This is a genomic window from Kitasatospora sp. MAP12-44 (assembly GCF_029892095.1).
Taxonomy (GTDB): domain Bacteria; phylum Actinomycetota; class Actinomycetes; order Streptomycetales; family Streptomycetaceae; genus Kitasatospora.
Genome location: NZ_JARZAE010000004.1, coordinates 4,311,194 through 4,330,113, shown reverse-complemented (window position 1 = coordinate 4,330,113; position 18,920 = coordinate 4,311,194). Strand labels below are relative to the sequence as shown.

At 72.0% G+C, this 18,920-nt stretch carries 16 protein-coding genes; 8 read left to right on the top strand and 8 right to left on the bottom strand.

The genetic code is table 11. The features are described from left to right. The first annotated feature begins 76 nt into the window (after nt 1-76). The 4 genes from purS to P3T34_RS20125 all read left to right on the top strand — a co-directional run bounded on the left by purS (nt 77) and on the right by P3T34_RS20125 (nt 4,182). Nucleotides 77-334, top strand: a complete 258-nt coding sequence (gene purS / locus P3T34_RS20140) for a phosphoribosylformylglycinamidine synthase subunit PurS (RefSeq protein WP_083974979.1) — start codon at nt 77-79, stop codon at nt 332-334. Then, nucleotides 331-1,008 (top strand): phosphoribosylformylglycinamidine synthase subunit PurQ, encoded by a 678-nt coding sequence (gene purQ / locus P3T34_RS20135; protein ID WP_280667421.1) that lies wholly within the window; start codon nt 331-333, stop codon nt 1,006-1,008. Before purS ends, purQ begins: the two co-directional genes overlap by 4 nt. Then, nucleotides 1,008-3,263, top strand: a complete 2,256-nt coding sequence (purL, locus tag P3T34_RS20130) for a phosphoribosylformylglycinamidine synthase subunit PurL (RefSeq protein WP_280667420.1) — start codon at nt 1,008-1,010, stop codon at nt 3,261-3,263. Before purQ ends, purL begins: the two co-directional genes overlap by 1 nt. 70 nt (nt 3,264-3,333) lie before the next feature. Further along, nucleotides 3,334-4,182, top strand: coding sequence for a sterol carrier family protein (locus P3T34_RS20125; protein WP_280667419.1), 849 nt, complete (start codon nt 3,334-3,336; stop codon nt 4,180-4,182). 77 nt (nt 4,183-4,259) lie between these two features. Here P3T34_RS20125 and P3T34_RS20120 read toward each other — a convergent pair whose 3' ends face one another. The 3 genes from P3T34_RS20120 to fbaA form a co-directional block, all read right to left on the bottom strand. Then, nucleotides 4,260-4,679, bottom strand: coding sequence for a DUF3151 domain-containing protein (locus P3T34_RS20120; RefSeq protein ID WP_280667418.1), 420 nt, complete (start codon nt 4,677-4,679; stop codon nt 4,260-4,262). Nucleotides 4,680-4,738: 59 nt separating this feature from the next. Continuing rightward, nucleotides 4,739-6,847 (bottom strand): glycosyltransferase family 39 protein, encoded by a 2,109-nt coding sequence (locus P3T34_RS20115; RefSeq protein ID WP_280667417.1) that lies wholly within the window; start codon nt 6,845-6,847, stop codon nt 4,739-4,741. 164 nt (nt 6,848-7,011) lie between these two features. Next, nucleotides 7,012-8,040 carry a class II fructose-bisphosphate aldolase gene (fbaA, locus tag P3T34_RS20110; protein WP_280672243.1) on the bottom strand — a complete coding sequence of 343 codons (1,029 nt, stop codon included), beginning with the start codon at nt 8,038-8,040 and terminating at the stop codon, nt 7,012-7,014. A gap of 334 nt (nt 8,041-8,374) precedes the next feature. Here fbaA and P3T34_RS20105 point away from each other — a divergent pair, with 334 nt between their 5' ends. Further along, nucleotides 8,375-9,103 carry a VTT domain-containing protein gene (locus P3T34_RS20105; RefSeq protein WP_280667416.1) on the top strand — a complete coding sequence of 243 codons (729 nt, stop codon included), beginning with the start codon at nt 8,375-8,377 and terminating at the stop codon, nt 9,101-9,103. A gap of 63 nt (nt 9,104-9,166) precedes the next feature. On the opposite strand, the gene P3T34_RS20100 is transcribed toward P3T34_RS20105, so the two are convergent. The 5 genes from P3T34_RS20100 to P3T34_RS20080 form a co-directional block, all read right to left on the bottom strand. After that, on the bottom strand, nt 9,167-10,996 hold the full coding sequence (locus P3T34_RS20100) for an alkyl sulfatase dimerization domain-containing protein (protein ID WP_280667415.1): 1,830 nt from the start codon (nt 10,994-10,996) through the stop codon (nt 9,167-9,169). A 175-nt stretch (nt 10,997-11,171) separates the two neighbouring features. Then, entirely contained in the window at nt 11,172-11,711 is a 540-nt protein-coding gene (gene pyrE, locus P3T34_RS20095) for an orotate phosphoribosyltransferase (protein WP_280667414.1), read from the bottom strand. 56 nt (nt 11,712-11,767) lie between these two features. Then, complete coding sequence (locus tag P3T34_RS20090; RefSeq protein WP_280667413.1) at nt 11,768-12,787, bottom strand: hypothetical protein; 1,020 nt, start codon at nt 12,785-12,787, stop codon at nt 11,768-11,770. Nucleotides 12,788-12,865: 78 nt separating this feature from the next. Continuing rightward, complete coding sequence (locus P3T34_RS20085; RefSeq protein ID WP_280667412.1) at nt 12,866-14,779, bottom strand: polyamine aminopropyltransferase; 1,914 nt, start codon at nt 14,777-14,779, stop codon at nt 12,866-12,868. 135 nt (nt 14,780-14,914) lie between these two features. Next, on the bottom strand, nt 14,915-15,511 hold the full coding sequence (locus P3T34_RS20080) for a DUF2617 family protein (protein ID WP_280667411.1): 597 nt from the start codon (nt 15,509-15,511) through the stop codon (nt 14,915-14,917). Between the two features lie 674 nt (nt 15,512-16,185). Between P3T34_RS20080 and P3T34_RS20075 the strand changes: the two genes are divergently transcribed. Genes P3T34_RS20075 through P3T34_RS20065 form a run of 3 tightly spaced genes read left to right on the top strand, consistent with a single transcriptional unit; the run spans nt 16,186 to nt 18,874 of the window. Further along, nucleotides 16,186-16,599, top strand: coding sequence for a hypothetical protein (locus P3T34_RS20075; RefSeq protein ID WP_280667410.1), 414 nt, complete (start codon nt 16,186-16,188; stop codon nt 16,597-16,599). Between the two features lie 2 nt (nt 16,600-16,601). Then, entirely contained in the window at nt 16,602-18,332 is a 1,731-nt protein-coding gene (locus tag P3T34_RS20070) for an alpha/beta hydrolase (protein ID WP_280667409.1), read from the top strand. Then, a complete protein-coding gene (locus P3T34_RS20065; protein ID WP_280667408.1) occupies nt 18,329-18,874 on the top strand; it encodes a hypothetical protein in 546 nt (181 codons plus the stop codon). Before P3T34_RS20070 ends, P3T34_RS20065 begins: the two co-directional genes overlap by 4 nt. Nucleotides 18,875-18,920 lie beyond the last annotated feature (46 nt).

Genomic DNA, 18,920 nt, shown 5'->3' with positions numbered 1-18,920 from the left:
CTCCCCGGGCAGTGAATCGGCCCCGCAACCCCGGTAGTCTGAAGGTCCCCCGCCTTCACGCACCACACCATCGGGAGTGCCAGTGGCACGCGTCGTAGTCGACGTCATGCTCAAGCCGGAGATCCTCGACCCCCAGGGGCAGGCGGTGCAGCGCGCACTACCTCGTCTGGGATTCGACGGGATCGCCGATGTCCGCCAGGGCAAGCGTTTCGAGCTGGAACTGGAGGGCCCGGTCGACGACGCCGCGCTCGCCAGGATCCGCGAAGCCGCCGAGACCTTCCTCGCCAACACCGTGATCGAGGACTTCACCGTTCGGGTGGAGGAGTCTCAGTGACCACCCGCGTCGGCGTCGTCACTTTTCCGGGATCGCTCGACGACCGCGACGCCCAGCGCGCGGTCAGGTTGGCCGGCGCCGAGCCGGTCGCCCTCTGGCACCGTGACAAGGATCTCCATCAGGTCGACGCCGTCGTCCTGCCGGGCGGATTCAGTTACGGCGACTATCTGCGCTGCGGAGCGATCTCCCGCTTCTCGCCGGTGATGGACGCCATCATCGAGCAGGCCAAGCTGGGAATGCCGGTCCTCGGTATCTGCAACGGCTTCCAGGTGCTCTGCGAATCGCACCTGCTGCCGGGCGCGCTCACCCGCAACGACTCGCTGCACTTCATCTGCCGCGACCAGAAGCTGCGGATCGAGAACGTGTCGACCGCCTGGACCACGGATTACACCCAGGGCCAGGAAATCGTCGTCCCGCTGAAGAACGGCGAAGGCCGATTCGTCGCCGACGAGCACGTGTTGGACGCGTTGGAGGCGGAGGGCCGCATTGTCGCCCGCTACCTTGACGTCAACCCCAATGGCTCCTACCGGGACATCGCCGGCATCAGCAACGCGGCCGGCAATGTCGTCGGTCTGATGCCGCACCCGGAGCACGCGATCGAGCCGTTGACCGGCCCGACCACCGAGGGCCTGGGCTTCTTCACGTCCGTACTGAAGCAGTTGGTGAGCGCCTGATGTCGCTGGACACCGTCAAGAACGCCGAGCAGACCCCGGATGCCGAGCAGCCGTGGTCCGAACTCGGCCTGAAGGCAGACGAGTACGCCCGGATCAAGGAGATCCTCGGCCGCCGCCCCACCGGCGCCGAGCTGGCGATGTACTCCGTCATGTGGTCGGAGCACTGCTCCTACAAGAGCTCCAAGGTGCACCTCAAGCAGTTCGGCGAGAAGGCTCCGGCCAATGACGCCATGCTGGTGGGCATCGGCGAGAACGCCGGTGTGGTGGACGTCGGCCAGGGCTACGCGGTCACCTTCAAGGTGGAGTCGCACAACCACCCGTCGTACATCGAGCCCTACCAGGGCGCGGCCACCGGGATCGGCGGCATCGTCCGCGACATCCTGGCGATGGGCGCCCGTCCGGTCGCGGTGATGGACCCGCTGCGCTTCGGTGCGGCCGACCACCCCGACACCCGCCGGGTGCTGCCCGGGATCGTCGCGGGCATCGGCGGCTACGGCAACTGCCTGGGCCTGCCGAACATCGGCGGCGAGGTCGTCTTCGACTCCTGCTACCAGGGGAACCCGCTGGTCAACGCCCTCTGCGTGGGCGTGATGAAGCACGAGGACATCCACCTCGCGCAGGCCAGCGGCGCCGGCAACAAGGTCATCCTGTACGGCGCCCGGACGGGTGGCGACGGCATCGGCGGCGTCTCCGTGCTGGCCTCGGAGACCTTCGACGCGACCGGCCCGGCCAAGCGCCCGGCCGTCCAGGTCGGCGACCCGTTCCAGGAGAAGCTGCTCATCGAGTGCACTCTGGAGATCTTCTCCGAGAAGCTCGTGCTCGGCATCCAGGACCTCGGCGGCGCCGGACTCTCCTGCGCCACCTCGGAGTTGGCCTCGGCCGGCTCCGGCGGCATGCGGGTCGAGCTGGACACCGTGCCGCTGCGCGACTCCTCGCTCTCGCCTGAGGAGATCCTCATGAGCGAGTCGCAGGAGCGCATGTGCGCGATCGTCGAGCCCGGCAAGGTCGAGCGCTTCCTGGAGATCTGCGAGAAGTGGGACGTCATCGCCACCGTGATCGGTGAGGTGACCGACGGCGAGCGCCTGGAGATCTTCTGGCACGGCGAGCAGGTCGTGGACGTTCCGCCGCGCACCGTCGCGCACGACGGCCCGGTCTACCAGCGCCCGTACGCCCGGCCGTCCTGGCAGGACGCCCTGCAGGCCGACGCGCCGACCGCCGAGCGGCTCAAGCGCCCGGTCACCGGCGAGGAGCTGAAGGCGACCCTGCTGGCGGTGGCCGGTTCGCCGAACCAGGCCTCCAAGTCCTGGATCACCGACCAGTACGACCGGTACGTGATCGGCAACACCGTGCTGGCCACCCCCGAGGACTCCGGCATGGTCCGGATCGACGAGGAGACCAACCTCGGCGTCTCGGTGGCGACCGACGGCAACGGCCGGTTCGCCAAGCTGGACCCGTACGCCGGTGCGCAGTTGGCGCTGTCCGAGGCGTACCGCAACGTCGCGGCGGGCGGCGCCAAGCCGCTCGCGGTCTCCGACTGCCTCAACTTCGGCTCCCCCGAGGACCCGGACGTGATGTGGCAGTTCGCCGAGGCCACCCGCGGCCTGGCCGACGCCTGCCAGATCCTGGGCACCCCGGTGACCGGCGGCAACGTCTCGCTCTACAACCAGACCGGCGACGTCGCCATCCACCCGACCCCGGTGGTCGCGGTGCTCGGCGTCATCGACGACGTGACCCGGCGTACCCCGATCGGCTTCGCCGAGGAGGGCCAGCACCTCTACCTGCTCGGCGACACCGCCGACGAACTGGGCGGCTCCGCCTGGTCGCAGGTCGCCCACGGCCACCTGGGCGGCCTGCCGCCCAAGGTCGACCTGGAGCGCGAGCGGCTGCTCGCCGACATCCTGATCGCCGCCTCGCGCGACGGCATGATCGACGCGGCGCACGACCTCTCGGACGGCGGCCTGGCCCAGGCGCTGGTGGAGAGCTGCCTCAAGGGCGGCAACGGCGCGCGGATCATCGTGCCCGCCGACCTCGACCCGTTTGTGTTCCTGTTCTCCGAGTCGGCGGGTCGCGCGGTCGTCGCGATCCCGCGCAGCGAGGAGCTCCGGTTCAACGACATGTGCGGTGCTCGGGGCCTGCCGGCCACCCGGATCGGCGTGGTGGACGGTGATGTCCTGGAGGTCCAGGGCCAGTTCACCGTCTCGCTGGCCGAGCTGAAGGACGCGCACACCGGCGTGATCGAGGCGCTGCTCGCGTAGGAAGCACGGCTGCGAAGGGCGGTCCGCTCCGGATTCCGGGGTGGGCCGCCCTTCGGCGTAGCGTGGGCCCATGGCGACTTCCCGTGGGACCAGTGCCCGCCGTGCCCGCAGCTACGACCCGGTCAAGGTGCGCGCCGCGCTGGCCGCGCAGACCGAGGCGCTGCGCGCCGCCGTACGGCGGCTCTGTGCGGACCCCGAGGCACCGCGGCTGCTCGCTGAGCCGACCCGGTTGGGCGGTTGGCGGGTGCGCGAGCTGCTGGCCCATCTGGCCCTGCAACTCGCCTGGGTGCCACGGCACATCGACCAGCCACTGGAGGGGCGCGCGGCGCTGTCCCTGACCGCCTGGGCGGCCGGGGTGGGCGCGCTGGCCGAGCAGCTGGACGCCTGGGCCCGGGAGCACGCGGCCGGCGCCTTCGCGGGGAGCCCGGCCGAGGTGGCGGCGGAGTTCGACGCGGCCGCCGACGCGCTGCTCGCCCTCCTGGCGGGCCCCGAAGTCACTGACGAGCAGCGCCGGTTGGAGATCCGACTGGGCTCGATGACGCTGGCCGACCTGCTGGTCACCCGGCTGGTGGAGACGGTGGTGCACGCGGACGACCTGGCGGCGGCGCTGGGGTATCCCGACTTCCCGCACGACCGCTTCGCGCTGGCCTCGGTCTGCCGACTGCTCGCGGATGCCTTCGCCGACCAAGTGCCGGGCGGATCCGTGGAGTTGCGTATCCCGCCGTATGCCGTGGTGCAGGCGGTGGCCGGCCCGCGGCACACCCGCGGCACCCCGCCGAACGTGGTCGAGACCGACCCGCTGAACTGGATCCGGCTGGCCACCGGCCGCCTGGACTGGGCCTCGGCGGTGGACGACGCGCTGGTGACCGCCAGCGGCGAGCGCAGTGACCTCGCGGCGCACCTGCCGGTGCTGGGCTGACCGTTCGTCACCCCGCACGCACAGCGGCCGCCCCACCGGGTTCGGTGGGGCGGCCGCTCGGGCGGTCTCAGGACCGGTTACTGCTTGAGTTCGGCGTACGCCTCGGGGCTGCTGTCCTTGAGGAACTCCCAGCAGCGGGTGGCCTCTTCGGTCTCCTTGATGGCGTCGGCGGCCCGGGCCAGGCCGGCCAGGCAGCGCAGGAAGCCGCGGTTGGCGCGGTGCTCCCACGGGATCGGGCCGTGGCCCTTCCAGCCGGCCCGGCGCAGCGAGTCCAGGCCGCGGTGGTAGCCGGTGCGCGCGTAGGCGTAGGACTCGACGACCCGGCCCTCGGTGAAGGCGTCGTCGGCGAGCATCGCCCAGGCGAGCGAGAACCACGGGTAGTCCGCCGCGAGCTGGTTTGGCGACGCGGACTCCTCGGCCAGCCGCCGGTACGGCTCGGACTCTTCCTGGAGCAGCGTCGGGGCCGGGCCCGAAAGCAAGTTCTTCCGTTCAGTCATGCTCCCCAGTCTGCCAGTCCGCTCAAGGGGGCCGGCAGCCCCTGTCCGGCAGCCCGCGTTCACGGTGCGCAGCGGTACAGCGTCTGGTCCCGCTCCGGTTCCGCGGGCCCGGTGTACTCGGCGGGCGGTACGGGGGTGCAGTCGGCGCGGACCCAGGAGGTGATCGCCTCGGTCGGCCCGGTCTCGGCCGGCGGCTGACCGCCGCCCTTGGCGCCGGTCAGCCGCTCGCCGAGGCCCGGGGCGATCAGCACGTAGTGCAACTGCCCGCCGGCCACCAGCGAGCGGAGCCGGTCCAGGGTCGGGGCCGGCGCCTGTCCGGTGAAGCCGCCGATCGGGAGCACCTCCGCGCCGGTCGCCAGGATGTACGGCGAGGAGGCCGTCCAGGTGGTGGTGGCGAAGAGGTAGCGCGCGCCCTCGTCGTGCGCCCGGACATAGCCGAGCAGGGCCCGCTGGGCTGCGCTCAGGGTCGAGTGGCCCTGGAGGGCGGCCGCCCAGGCGGCGTCACCCGGCTGGGCCGCGCCGCTCGGCTGCGGGCGTCCGAAGCCGTGCTGCGCCTGCGGACCCACCGTGCCCATCCCCGAGTTGCCGTACGCGGGGTCGAGCACCGAGGCGGCCCAGGCCGCCGGGCCGACCAGCACCGCGGCGACCGCGGCGACCAGCCCGGCGGCGGCGATCCGCAGCCCGCGTACGCCGCCCCCGCCGAACCGCTCGGTCTTCGCGGCGCCGAGCAGCAGCAGCGCGAGCCCGCCCGTGCCGAGCGCGGTCGGTGCCAGCCAGGGCAGGAAGGCGGGGAACCGCTGGGCCAGGTAGGCACTCCAGGCCACCGTGCCGACCACGGCGGCCGGCAGCGCCCAGGCCCGCCGCCCGCCGTCCAGGTAGGCCTGCCGGAGCAGCACGATCCCCGCGCCGCTCAGCGCGGCCAGCGGGACGGCGATCACGCCCATGTAGTAGCTGTGGCCGCCGACGCTGCCCGCGCTGAAGACCACGAAGAAGACAGCCAGCCAGCCGCCCCACAGCAGATAGCCCGCGCGCAGCGGGTCGGTGCGCGGGGCACGCCGTCGCCAGAGCAGCGCGCAGCAGAGCGAGATCGCCGCCAGCGGGTAGAGCCAGCCGGTCTGCGGGGCGAACTGGGAGCTGAACATCTTCGTCCAGCCGCCGTCGCCGCCCATCGGCCCGCCGCTGCCGCTGCCGCCTGCGTGGTTCTGGCCCTGCGGCTGCCCCTGCGCCGGGCCGGCGCCCTGGTGGCCGCCCGGGCCGCCGCCGGTGCGGCTGGCGACCACGCTGCCGGTCTGGCCCGCGTTGAGGCCGACCGCCGAGAACCGGTTCAGGAAGTTGTAGCCGACGACCATGCTGTAGGCCGAGTTGTCGGTGGTCCCGTCGATGTACGGCCGGTCGCCCGCGGGCGTCAGGGTCATCAGACCGACCCAGGACGCCGAGACGGCCAGCGTCACCAGGCCGGCCAGCGCCAGGTGCCCGAGCCGCCGCCGCAGCCGGACCGGCGCCGCGATCAGGTAGACCGCGCCGAACACCGGCAGCACCGCCCAGGCCTCCAGCATCTTGGTCTGGAAGGCCAGCCCGACCCAGACCCCGGCGAGCAGCAGCGACCGCAGCCGCCCGCGCCGGGCGGCCCGCTGCGCCGCGTCGGCCGCGAGCAGCAGCAGCAGGGTGAACGCCGGATCCTCGACGGCGGTGCGGAACAGCCCCGCCACCACCGGCGTCAGGGCGAAGGCGCCGGCCGCCAGCAGCGCGGCCTCGGCCCCCGCCCAGCGCCGAACGGCACGGAAGAGCACCAGCACCGAGAGCACGCCCTCCACCGCCTGCGGCAGCGTCAGCGCCCACGGGTGGAACCCCAGCAGCCGGGCACTGAGCGCCTGCGGCCACAGGAAGCCGGGCAGTTTGTCGAGCGTGATGGTGCTGGCCGGATCGTAGGAGCCGAAGACGAAGGCCTTCCAGCTCTCGGTCATGCTGCGCACGCCGTCGGCATAGAAGACGTGGTAGGTGCTCTGTCCGATCCCCCAGAAGTACAGGACCCCCGCGAGCGCCGCGATGCCGAGCAGGACGGGCCTGGCGTACGCCGGCTGTCCTGCGGGGGACCGCCACGGTGCTCTGCGGGCGGACTGGGGGACGGATGGCAGCTCGGGGGCGCTGAGTAGCGTACTGGTAGCCATACGTAGCAGCCTTGGCCGCGTCGATGAGAGAACGGCGCTGAGGCGCGAGGGTCTGGCGAAGTTCATACCGGGACTAGGGGAAGATTTTGCCCGTACCCGAACGATATGCGAGCGCGAGAGCCCCGGCCGGGCGGTTGCCGGACCGGGGCTCTCGCGCGGCGGGACTACTTCAGCCGGGTGCCGGCCGAGCGCAGGCTCTTGGTCGCCTCGACGACGCGGGCGGCCATGCCCGCCTCGGCGAGCTTGCCCCAGGTGCGCGGGTCGTAGGTGTTCTTCTTGCCGACCTCGCCGTCGACCTTCAGGACACCGTCGTAGTTGCGGAACATGTGGTCCGCGACGGGTCGGGTGAAGGCGTACTGGGTGTCGGTGTCGAGGTTCATCTTCACGACGCCGTTCTCCAGCGCGGTGGCGATCTCCTCGGCGGACGAGCCCGAGCCGCCGTGGAAGACGAAGTCGAACGGGTCCTTCTTGCCGTACTGCGCGCCGATCGCGTCCTGCAGCTCGCGCAGCAGCTCCGGCTTCAGGACGACGTTGCCCGGCTTGTAGACGCCGTGCACATTGCCGAACGAGGCGGCCAGCAGGTAGCGGCCCTTCTCGCCCAGGCCCAGCGCCTCGGCGGTGCGGACCACGTCGTTGACGGTGGTGTACAGCGAGTCGTTGATCTCGTGCGAGACGCCGTCCTCCTCGCCACCGGTCGGGGTGATCTCCACCTCAAGGATGATCTTGGCGGCGGCGGCCTGGGCCAGCAGCTCCTGGCCGATGGCCAGGTTGTCGGCCAGCGTCTCGGCCGAGCCGTCCCACATGTGCGACTGGAAGAGCGGGTTCTGGCCCTTGGCGACGCGCTCGGCGGAGATCGCGAGCAGCGGGCGGACGTAGCCGTCCAGCTTGTCCTTGGGGCAGTGGTCGGTGTGCAGGGCGACCGTGATGTCGTACTTGACGGCCACGATGTGCGCGAACTCGGCGAGCGCGACGGCGCCGGTCACCATGTCCTTGTTGTGCTGGCCGCCCAGGAACTCGGCACCGCCGGTGGAGATCTGGATGATGCCGTCGCTCTCGGCCTCGGCGAAGCCGCGCAGCGCCGCGTGCAGCGTCTGCGTCGAGGTGACGTTGATGGCCGGGTAGGCGAACTTGCCCGCCTTGGCCCGGTCCAGCATCTCGGTGTAGACCTCGGGAGTTGCGATGGGCATGCGAATCCGCTCCTGTCGGTGTGCGGCGTACGGTCGGCCTGTCTGGCGCGCGTACGTCGGTGTACGTCCTCGGTACTGTTCGCGGCGGTGCGGTTGTACCAGGGTGCGACGACGCCCCGGCCGGCGCGGTTTCCCGCCCCTCGAGGGTGTGGGGGCGGGTGAGGTGCGACCGCGGCCCGGACGCCTGTGCCATCTTTCCAGACTCGTGCTCCGGCTTCACCTCCCCGCCCGCCAGTCGGGACAGAAGGGTGCGCAGGAGAGGACGAAAGGGAGGATGCGCACATAAGACCCGCGTCGGGTCCGAAGGCTGCGGGACACCTGTCCGCGCTATTCTGCGCCGGTGACTAACTCCACCGAACTCGCGGTCAACCTCCTGGATGCCAAGTCGTTGGTCGCCTCGGTCGGGACGATCGGACTGCTGGCGATCATCTTCGCCGAGACCGGCTTGCTGATCGGCTTCTTCCTCCCCGGCGACTCGCTGCTGATCCTGGCCGGCGTGGCTGCCTCCAGTGCGGCGGCCAAGGCCTTCGGCCCCGGCGTGCAGATGCCGATCGCCGTCCTGCTGATCGCGGCGCCGCTCTGTGCGGTGGCCGGCGCGCAGCTGGGCCACCTGATCGGGGCCAAGGCCGGCAAGAAGCTCTTCGACCGGCCCGACTCCAAGATCTTCAAGCGCGAGTACGTGCTGAAGGCCGAGGAGTACTTCGAGAAGTTCGGGCCGGAGAAGGCCGTGGTGATGGCCCGCTTCATCCCGATCGTGCGGACCTTCCTCAACCCGGTGGCCGGGACGCTGGAGATGCCGGCCCGCAAGTTCTTCGTCTGGAACCTGGTCGGCGGCCTGGCCTGGACCGAGACGATGCTCTGCATCGGCTACTTCTTCGGCGACTCGATGGCCCCGGTGATCGACAAGTACCTGATCCCGGCGATGGCGCTGATCATCCTGATCTCGGTCTCGCCGATCCTGATCGAGGTGCTGCGCGAGCGCAAGAAGCGCAAGGCCGGCGTCGCCTTCGCGGGCGAGGCGGACGGCGAGGCCGCGGTGCAGGCCGGTCCCCGCCACCGCCGCGGCTGACCCCGTACGCACTCGGCCCCTGCCACCGCTGGTGGCGGGGGCCTACCCATGTCTGGCGGGGCTCTATGGCGTGACGATCGGGAAGTCCGGGGACGGGCTGTCCAGCAGGGCGAACAGCCGCTCCAGCGCCGCCGGGTCGCCGCTGTGCTCGATGCCCTCCAGGCCGGAGCCGGCCAGCAGGCCGAGCAGCTCGGCCTTGCCGGCCTTGAGCGTGAGGTCCGCCGGGCCCGGTCCGAGCGACTTGCCCAGCGCCGCGCTGCGCTGGGTGAGCGCGCCGTTGGAGAGCGTCAGCCGCCAGCCGCGCCGCTCCTCGGCGACCAGCCAGTCGATGGTGAGCCTGCTGCCCCAGGCGCGCGGGCCGTTGACCCGGATCGCCAGCGAGTCGATCAGCTGGCCCACGGTGAGTGCCATCGACATCTCGGGGTCGGCCAGCTCCAGGTCGACGGTGGCCGGGTCGCCGCGCAGCTCCATCGCGGCGGTCAGGTAGCAGTTGCGCCAGGTGCCGTTCTCGGCGCCTTGCCCGAGCGAGTCGTAGACCTCGGCCAGCGCGAGCCGGGCCTTCTGGTGGTCGGGCTGGGCGAAGACCGCGTGGTTCAGCAGGGTCGCCGCGAACCGGGGGTCGCCGGCCGCCGCGTACTCCATCCCCTTGGCCACCGCGGCGTCCACGCCGCCCAGCGCGTCGGTGTGGCGCTTGGCCAGCTCGACCGGCGGGTGCTCCCACAGGTGCGCCGGGTTGCCGTCGTACCACCCCATGTAGCGCTGGTAGATCGCCTTGACGTTGTGGCTGAGCGAGCCGTAGTAGCCGCGGACCGCCCAGGTGCGTGCCAGCTCGGGCGGCAGGGCCAGCTCCTCGGCGATCTCCGCGCCGGTCAGGCCGGTGTTCAGCAGGCGCAGGGTCTGGTCGTGCAGGTAGGCGTAGACATCGCGCTGGCCGGTCAGGTAGTCGGCGATCCGCTGCTGCCCCCAGGTGGGCCAGTGGTGCGAGGCGAAGGCGACCTCGCTGTCGGCGCCGAAGAGGGTCAGCGCCTCGTCCAGGTAGTGCGCCCAGATCCGGGCGTCGCGGACCACCGCGCCGCGCAGCGTCAGCACGTTGTGCAGGGTGTGGGTGGCGTTCTCGGCCAGGCACAGGGCCCGGCGGTCGGGGAAGTGGAAGTTCATCTCGGCGGGCGCCTCGGTGCCCGGGGTGAGCTGGAAGACGATCCGTACGCCGTCCACGGTCTCCAGCTGGCCGGTGCGGGTGATGTCCACCGTCGGCGCGATCAGGGTGATGGTGCCGGTCGAGGTGTCCATCCCCAGGCCGCAGCCGATCTGCCCGGTCGGCTCCTTGGGCAGCGCGGTGCCGTACATGTAGACCGCCCGGCGGGTCATCGCGGTGCCCGCGTAGACGTTCTCGCTGACCGCGTGCTCCAGGAAGCCGCGCGGGGCGATCACCGGGACGGGTTCATGGCCGTGCGGCAGCACGCCGCGGGCGCCGCCGAAGTGGTCGCCGTGCGAGTGGGTGTAGATCAGCCCGGTGACCGGACGGTCGCCGCGGTTGCGCCGGTAGAGCGCGAGGGCGGCGGCGGCCGTCTCGGCGGAGATCAGCGGGTCGATGACGATCACCCCGCGGTCGCCCTCGACCAGCGTCATATTGGACAGGTCCAGGCCGCGCACCTGGTAGATGCCCTCGGTGACCTGGTAGAGGCCCTGCCGGGCGGCGAGTCGGCCCTGCCGCCAGAGGCTGGGGTCGGCGGTTGCGGGGCACTCCTCGGCCAGGAACGCGTAGGCGTCGTTGTCCCAGACCACACGGCCGTCGGCGGCGGTGATCACGGCCGGGTCGAGACGGTCGATGAACCCGCGATCGGCGTCCGCGAAGTCCTCGGTGTCGTCGAAGGAAGGAACTGTGGCTGTCATGAGGGCGAGATTGTCACACTATGGGGGTTTTATCCCGGCGGAATGGCCCCGCTGACGGGGCGTCCGCGAGGCCGGGAACGGCGAACGGCCGGGGTGGTGCGCTGTTTCACGTGAAACAGCGCACCACCCCGGCCGTTGTGCCGAACGTGCGACCGAGCGGCTTGGACCGTCGGTCTCAGGCGAGGTCGAGGTCCTGCGCGGTGAAGACGGTGTAGTACGGCAGGCCGGCGGCCTCGATGGCCGGAGCGGCACCGCGCTCGACGATCACCGCGACGCCGACCACCTCGGCGCCCGCCTCGCGCAGCGCCTCGACGGCGGTCAGCACCGAGCCGCCGGTGGTGGAGGTGTCCTCGACGGCCAGCACCCGGCGGCCCTTGACGTCCGGGCCCTCGATCCGGCGCTGCAGGCCGTGCGCCTTGCCGGTCTTGCGGACCACGAACGCGTCCAGCTCGCGGCCGCGGGCGGCGGCGGCGTGCAGCATCGCGGCGGCCACCGGGTCGGCGCCCAGGGTGAGACCGCCGACGGCGTCGTAGTCCAGGTCCGCGGTGGTGTCCAGCAGGACCCGGCCGACCAGCGGCGCCGCCTGGGCGTCCAGGGTGATGCGGCGCAGGTCGACGTAGTAGTCAGCCTCCAGCCCGGAGGAGAGGGTGACCTTGCCGTGCACCACGGCCTTGTTCTTGATCTGCGCCAGCAGGGCGTCACGGTCGTTGCTCATGAGTGGTCAGTCTAGGCCGTGCCCGGGCCCGGCGGGTCCGGTGGCCTGCTGCGGCCTCAGCGCTTGCGCAGCGCGCGGGCCAGCACGACCGCTCCGCCGAGCAGGGCCACACTGCCGCCGATCACCCAGGGCACCGCCGCGCGGTTGTGCACCCGGGCGGCCACCGGCGCGCCGCCACCGTGCTCGCCGGACCAGCGGCTGGCGGCCCGGGCGCGGGCGCTGCGGGCGGGCAGGGCCGGGGCGTAGCGGCCGCGCGGCGGGGCGTGGTCCACCTCCTCGGCCGAGCGGCCGACGATGCTGCGGCGGACCGGGCCGGCCAGCACGTCGTCCGGCGAGAGCGGGTCGTTGCCGAACGGCTGGTAGCCGTACGGGGCGTCCATGCTCTCCGCGCCGCGGCCGGCAGCAGCGGCGGCGGCCAGGTCGTCCGGGTTCTCGGGCTCGGCGGCGAGGCCGAAGCCCTCGGAGTCGGAGAAGGCGATCAGGTCGGAGAGGTCGTCGGCGAAGAGGTCGTCGGGCAGCTCGTCGCCCTCGGTCTCCTCGTCCGCCGCGGCCTTCGGCTTGAGCTCGATCGGCGCGCTCGGCTCGGCCTCGGGGGTGTCGCCGCCCTCGGTGGCCAGCGAGGCGCCGAAGCGGTCCAGCAGGCGCCGGCCGGCCAGGGCCAGCGCGGCCTCGTCGAACTCGGTGAGCCGGCCGCCCGGCGTGAGGTCGCCGCGGAAGCGCAGCACGGTGCGCTCCTCGCCGTCCTGCTCGACGCTGATCCGCAGGGCCGCCAGCACCTCACCGTCGCCGCGGGCCTCCTGACCCTCGGCGAAGGCGGTCAGCACGCCCGCCGCGCCGCTGCGGATCAGCGAGACCACGCCGCGGTAGGTGATCGTGGAACCGCCGATCCGCACCCGCAGCCGGCCGTTGATCTCCTCGGGGGTGCCCGGGCCGCTGGCGCGCCGCACGGCGCGACCGTCGGTGGGCTCGGCCGCGTCGGTGCTCAGACCGGGCACGCACCGTGCGAGCAGCGCGGGATCCTGCAGGGCGCTGTGGACGAGCGCGACCGGCAGCGGGACGACAACCTCATGCTCCATACCTGTGAGCCTACCGACCCACCCGCACGGTGGGAGGGCACGGCGCCAGGTTGACGCGTCGACGAGTTCCGCGCGCGTTCAGCGCGGGCTCAGCAGCGTGCTGGGCGGGGGAAGGGTCTCCGGCCGGGTGGCGGCCAGCAGGTCCGCCGAGGCGGTCAGCTGCCAGGTCGTCAGCGAGCGGGGCGCCGGTGCGTCGGCGGCCAGGCCGAGCGAGGGCTGCGGACCGCGGGCCGCGAGCAGCACCGAGGCCAGGCTGCCGCTGCCCGCCGGGTCGCAGGCCGGCCCGCTGCCCGCCACCGGGTACGGCACGGTGGACAGCCCCGCCGCCCGCAGGCCGGCCTCGGCCGTCCACAGCCCGGTGCCGCCCGTCCCGGTCGGCACCGCCAGCCGTCCGCCCGGGCCGAGCCGCGCGGCGGCCAGCCCGTAGAACTCGGTGGAGTGGTACTCGCTGTGCGCGGCCCGTTCGGGCGCGGGCAGGTCGGCAAGGACGGCGTCGAAGGACTGCGCCGGGTCGGCCTCGCGCAGCCACGCCAGCGGGTCGGCGGTCACCACCCGCACCCGGGTGTCCGCGAAGGAGTGCTCACCGAGCGCGGCGAGCCCCGGGTCGGTCCTGGCCAGCTCGGGCAGCGCCGGGTCGAGGGTCACCACCAGCACCGACGCCACGCCGCTGTGCCGCAGCACCTCGCGCAGCGCGAGCCCGTCGCCGCCGCCGAGCAGCAGCACCCGGGTGTCCGCGCCGCCCGCCAGCGCGGGGTGCACCAGCGCCTCGTGGTAGCGGTACTCGTCGGCGGAGCAGACCGCGAGCCGGCCGGCCAGGTAGAGCCGCAGCGGGTCGGTCGGGGGCGAGCCCTGCTCGGGGACCCGGGGCGGCGAGCCGGTCAGCACGATCTCGCCGTAGCGGCTCTGCACGGCCGGGCGCGCCTGGCCGCCGTAGAGCGCGTGCCGGGCGGCCCGCTCGATCGCGCCGGTGGCGGCGGCCGCCACCGCCAGGGTGGCCAGCACCGCCCCGCAGCCGGCCCAGAGCAGCAGCCGGGTGCGCGGGCTCGGCTCGGCCCGGAAGAGCCAGAGCACCACTGCGGCGCCGGCCAGCGCGTTGACCGCGCCGGTCAGCAGCGCGCCGGTGGCCTGCCCGAACGCGGGCAGCAGCAGGAACGGGAAGGCCAGCCCGCCGACCAGCGCGCCGACGTAGTCGGCGGCGAACAGGTCGGCCGCGGCCCGGCCGGCGTCCTCCTGGCGGATCCGCTGGATCAGCGTCATCAGCAGCGGGATCTCGGCGCCGATCAGCATCCCGATCACACAGGTCAGGGCGACCATGGTCAGCTCGCAGCGGCCCAGCCAGGCCCAGCAGCTGTAGAGCGCGAGCGCGGAGAGCCCGCCGACCAGCGCCAGCGCGCACTCGACCAGGGCGAAGGAGGTGGCCGGGCGGTGCGCGAAGCGCTTGGCCCCCAGGGAGCCGAGGCCCATCGCGAAGACCATCACGGAGAGCACGATCGAGGTCTGCCGGACGGAGTCGCCGAGCAGGTAGCCGCCGAGGGCGACCAGCTCCAGCTCGTACACCAGGCCGCAGGCCGCGCAGACGAACGCGGCGAGCAGGACCAGCAGCCGGGCCAGGCTCGGGCGGCCGGGCAGCGCGGCCGGGCGGTCCGGCTCGCCCGGTTGGGTTCGGGCGATGGGCCGGTGCCGGCTGCCGGGGTGTTCGAGTCCGTCGGGCCGGGGCCGTTCGCCCATTCGGCTGCGTCCGTTCGGGCGAACCCGGGCCGGGGCGCGCAGTCGCAGGCGGGCGCGGGTGCGCGGCCACCGGACCGGGCCGGGCAGGGCCTCGGCGCCGGGGTCGGTGGTGAGGCGGGTCCGGCTCTGCCCGCGGGTAGGCGCCCTGCGGCGGACGGCCCGTTCCGACCCCGGCGGGAGCGGGCGCCCCCGGCCGGGGTCCGGCGCGGAACCGTCGCGGTCAAGGCCCGGCTGCGGGGGTGGGCCCGCCGGCTGGTTGATCACGCAGAAACGCTAGGCGAGAATCGCCGCGAGTAGTCCCACTCGTTCGAAGGATAGCTTTCCGGGTCGAGTTGACGGATCGTCACGCTGTTCGAGTCGGCGGGCCGGTGGACAGGGCTCACGGGGCGGCGAACGGGTTCACGGGGCGGTCGGGCGGGCCATCGCGCAACGCGCCTCGGGGTCGGGCGCCGGTTCGGCCGCGCTGCGCACCACCAGGGCGGAGCGGGTGCAGACCAGTCGGCCCTCCTGCGGATAGGCGTGCCAGGTGCGCCAGAGCACCCGCTCCGCGCTCCCGTGCGCCACCAGCGCGGTGAAGGCGCTCGGATCCCCGGGGAAGACCCCGGCCAGACCGCGCGGGTGCCCGTCCACCAGGGCCAGGATCTCCTGCGCCCGGGCGGCGAACACATGCGGCGGCAGGGTCTCGATCCGGGCGGCGAACTCGTACTCCCAGCCCGCGACTTGCTCGGCGACCCGGGCCGGCAGCGGGTTGCGGCGGCCCGGCATGCAGGCCACCGTCTCCAGGCAGTCGCCCGGTCCGGCCGCGATCACCACCTGGTGCGAGGCGCCCAGCAGGCGCAGTTGCAGGGTGCCCGCCGGTCTGCCGTCGGTCGGACGGCCGTCGCCCGACAGGGGCAGGTCGCGCACCGCGAGCGCGGGCAGCGGTCCGCCGCCGAGACACCAGGCCAGGTCACCGGCGCGGGTGTCGGTATAGGAGGTCTGCAGTGTGGTGAGCATGCTGGGCTCCGCATTTCAGCTCCGTACGCGCCCGCCGTGCAGCGTCCGACTCGGCCGAAGGCGAGACTGTTCGAGGCTGTGCGGTCCAGGACGCGGCCGACCGTGGAAGGAAGGATTCCGGCTGGAGTTTCAGCAGCAGAGAAGCACGAATTCTCCAGGTCCGTCAGGGATTTACCCATTCTTGTTGCACATTCACCGTTCTGGGCGTAGTGCCTGGTCAGGTCTGATCGGGCCGCTGAACGAGATTGGTCGACGTGGACCTCTTTGACCAGCGTGCGCGCCCTGCGGGCCGGTCGCGCGGCGAGCCGGGGCCCGAGCTGTCCGGTTGCGAGCGCCGGGGTTTGTGCGCCGGGCGGATCAGGGGCGCACAACGGCGCCGCTGCGGCCGAACTCGCTCCCCGCGGGGTCGAGTTGCATGGCTGGGGGCGGCACCCCGAAGGGGATGCCGCCCCCGCTGCGCCCTGATCGGGCGGTCAGAGCCGCTGAAGGCGCTCCACCGCGTCCTGCTTGCAGACGGTGAGGCCGGCGCGGCGGTCACCCAGGGGTGTAGTGGACAGTTGACGCTGGGTGTTCGAAAATGCGCAACGTATATCGTTCCGGGCCAGGCCCGGGGGGGCTGGGCCGATGGCTGTGGGGGATAGATGGGGATTTCGAATGGGGACGCCGGCTTTGCGGTGAGTCCGGACGAGCTGGAGGGAGCCGGGAGCAGCGCGCAGACCATAGCCGAGCAGATCCCCGGTGAGGCCAAGACCGTTCTAGCGCCGAGCGATCAGGCATCGAGCGGCTTGGCCGGGTGGAGCACCGGCGCTGCGCTGCATGACTGCACGTACGGTTGGCAGAAGTTGGTCGACGGACTCTCCGGTGACATGGACGGCTACGGCGGCAAGTTGATCAAGATGGCGCAGGGGTACCGGCAGAGTGACCAGGGTGCTGCGTCGGCCCTGACGGCGGCGCAGGTCCCGAGCAGCGCGGCCGCGTACCAGGTGCCTGCGAGAGTCAGTGATCCGTTCGGGACGGTTCTGGTCGGTTCGACGTCCGCTGGGCCGGCGGAGACCGCGCCCAAGCACCCCCGTGGGCAGGTGGCGTAGGCATGGACATAGCCACGCTCAGCAACGCCGACCTCGTCGACCTGACGAGCGCGCAGCTCGCCTACGGGCGCCTGGTCACGGCTTTCGGCCAGCATGTCGACGACTGGCGAAGCAAGGTGACCGACCGACTGGACCACTCGCAGTGGTCGGGCAGCACGGCCGTCCTGGTGCGGGCCGATCTCGCGGCGTTCACCAGCAAGTTGCAGGCTGCTCATGACGAGCTGAATCTCATCAGTGGAACGTTGAGTGACGCGGCCCAGTCGTTCGCGCTGGCCCAGGCGCAGCTGGTGCAGGCGCTTGACGATGCCAAGGCCGCCGGCATCACCGTCAATCCCGACGGGAGCATGACCTGGGACACTGCTCCGGCCTCGGCGACCTCCGAGCCCGCTGTGGACCCGAAGAAGGCCCAGGCGACCTACATCGGCGACCGCATCAGTGGCGCGCTCACCGAGGCGGACCAGGCCGACAAGTTGATTGCCGCGCGACTGAAGCACTTCACCGACAATGCCACCAACGGCACGGGTCTTGACAGTGTCACTGCCGGGCAGGACCAGCAGACCGAGGCCGGCCGCGAGAACCTGCCACCGCAGGGGGCGACCGCAGCGCAGGTCAAGACATGGTGGGCCGGTCTCACCCCGGCCGAGCAGCAGGATCTGATCCACAACCACCCGCAGCAGGTGGGCAACCTCGACGGGATCCCGGCTCTCGACCGCGACCAGGCCAACCGGCTGGCGCTCGATCAGCAGCGTGCCGAGATACAGGCGCAGCTCAACCAACCCGAGCCTGACCCGCAGGGGAAGCTGATCCCCGGTGACGCGTCGTACGTCGAGAGCCTTGCGCACCAGCAGTGGCGAGAGAAGCACGACGAGCTCACCGACCAGCTCAAGGGCATCGATGCCATCGAAACGCGGCTCGACGCCGGCGGCACCGCCGACAATCCGCCGGCGTACCTGCTCGGTTTCGACACCAATGGCAAGGGTCACGCGATCGTTGCGATCAACAACCCGGACACGGCCGACAACGTGGTGACCTACGTTCCGGGAACCGGGGCGCGGCTCGGCAGTATCAACGGCGACATTGTGCGCTCGGACCGGATGGTCAAGTCGGCCGAGGGGGACAGCCCGAGCATCCCCGCCAAGACCACGTCGTCAGTAACCTGGGTGGGTTACGACGCTCCGCAGAGCATCATCCCCCAGGCCGCCGATGACAAGTACGCCGTCGGAGCCGAGGACAAGCTGCACAACTTCGAGGTCGGGTTGCGGGCCACGCACGAGGGCACACCGGCCAGGCAGACCATCATCGGGCACAGCTACGGCACGACCACGGTGGGGTACACGATGCGCGACAAGGGCCTGCCGGTCGATGCCGTGATGTTCGTCGGCAGCCCCGGGACCGGGGTGGAGAACGCCAAGGACCTCGGGATCGATCCCGGTCACGTCTGGGCGGGCCGCGGCGACGCTGACGTGATCGACTACGCACGCTCGGAGAACCCGTTGCGATGGGCACAGGACAGCGCGAGCGATGTCGGTTCGAAGATGCTCAACGGGTTCGGTGGTCCGGTTGGTTACACCAGCCCTTCGGACAATCACCTGGCCTTCGGACGGGATCCGTCCGACGCGTACTTCGGCGGTCACCAGATTCCGACCGACCCAGGCGTCGGGCACTCCGACTACTGGAACGACAAGGGGAAGTCCTTGGACGCGATGGGTCGCATCATCTCGGGCGAGTGGTGAGCATGCGCCAGATGCGGATCGCGGGTGCCGTTGCCGTGGCGATGGTGGCGCTGTCGTCGTGCACGCTCAGTGGGCAGCAGTTGAAGCCGACCATCACCAAGGACCAGGCGGACCGGCAACTCGCTTCGTACGATGGGCAGATCCTGAATGCCTTGCTGGGCAAGCCCCAGCCGTCTACCGCGCCGCCATTGATCGGCGAGTGCGAGACGAGCGACATCACGGGACCGAAGGGGCGGCTTCAGCTCAGCCATGACACCGTGGTCGCGGAGAATCACCCTGAAGCCAATCCGGCGGTCTTCGAGGCGTTCGCAATCGAGATGACGAGCCTGGGTTTCCAGCTTTACACCGACGAGGCGGACTTCCGCGTCTACGAGAACAAGGCGAACGGCTTCACGGCCAACCTCAAGGCGAGTTCGGACGGCAGTAAGCTCACGCTCTCCGTCGCGTCACCGTGCGTCTGGCCCAACGGGACCGCCGGGCCGGAGCAGCCGTTCACCGAAGTCCCGACGGCGACGTCGAGCAAGCCGGCCTGGGCCGGATAGGGATAGGCCGGCCGGTGGGACCGCCCGCACGGACGGTCTCACCGGC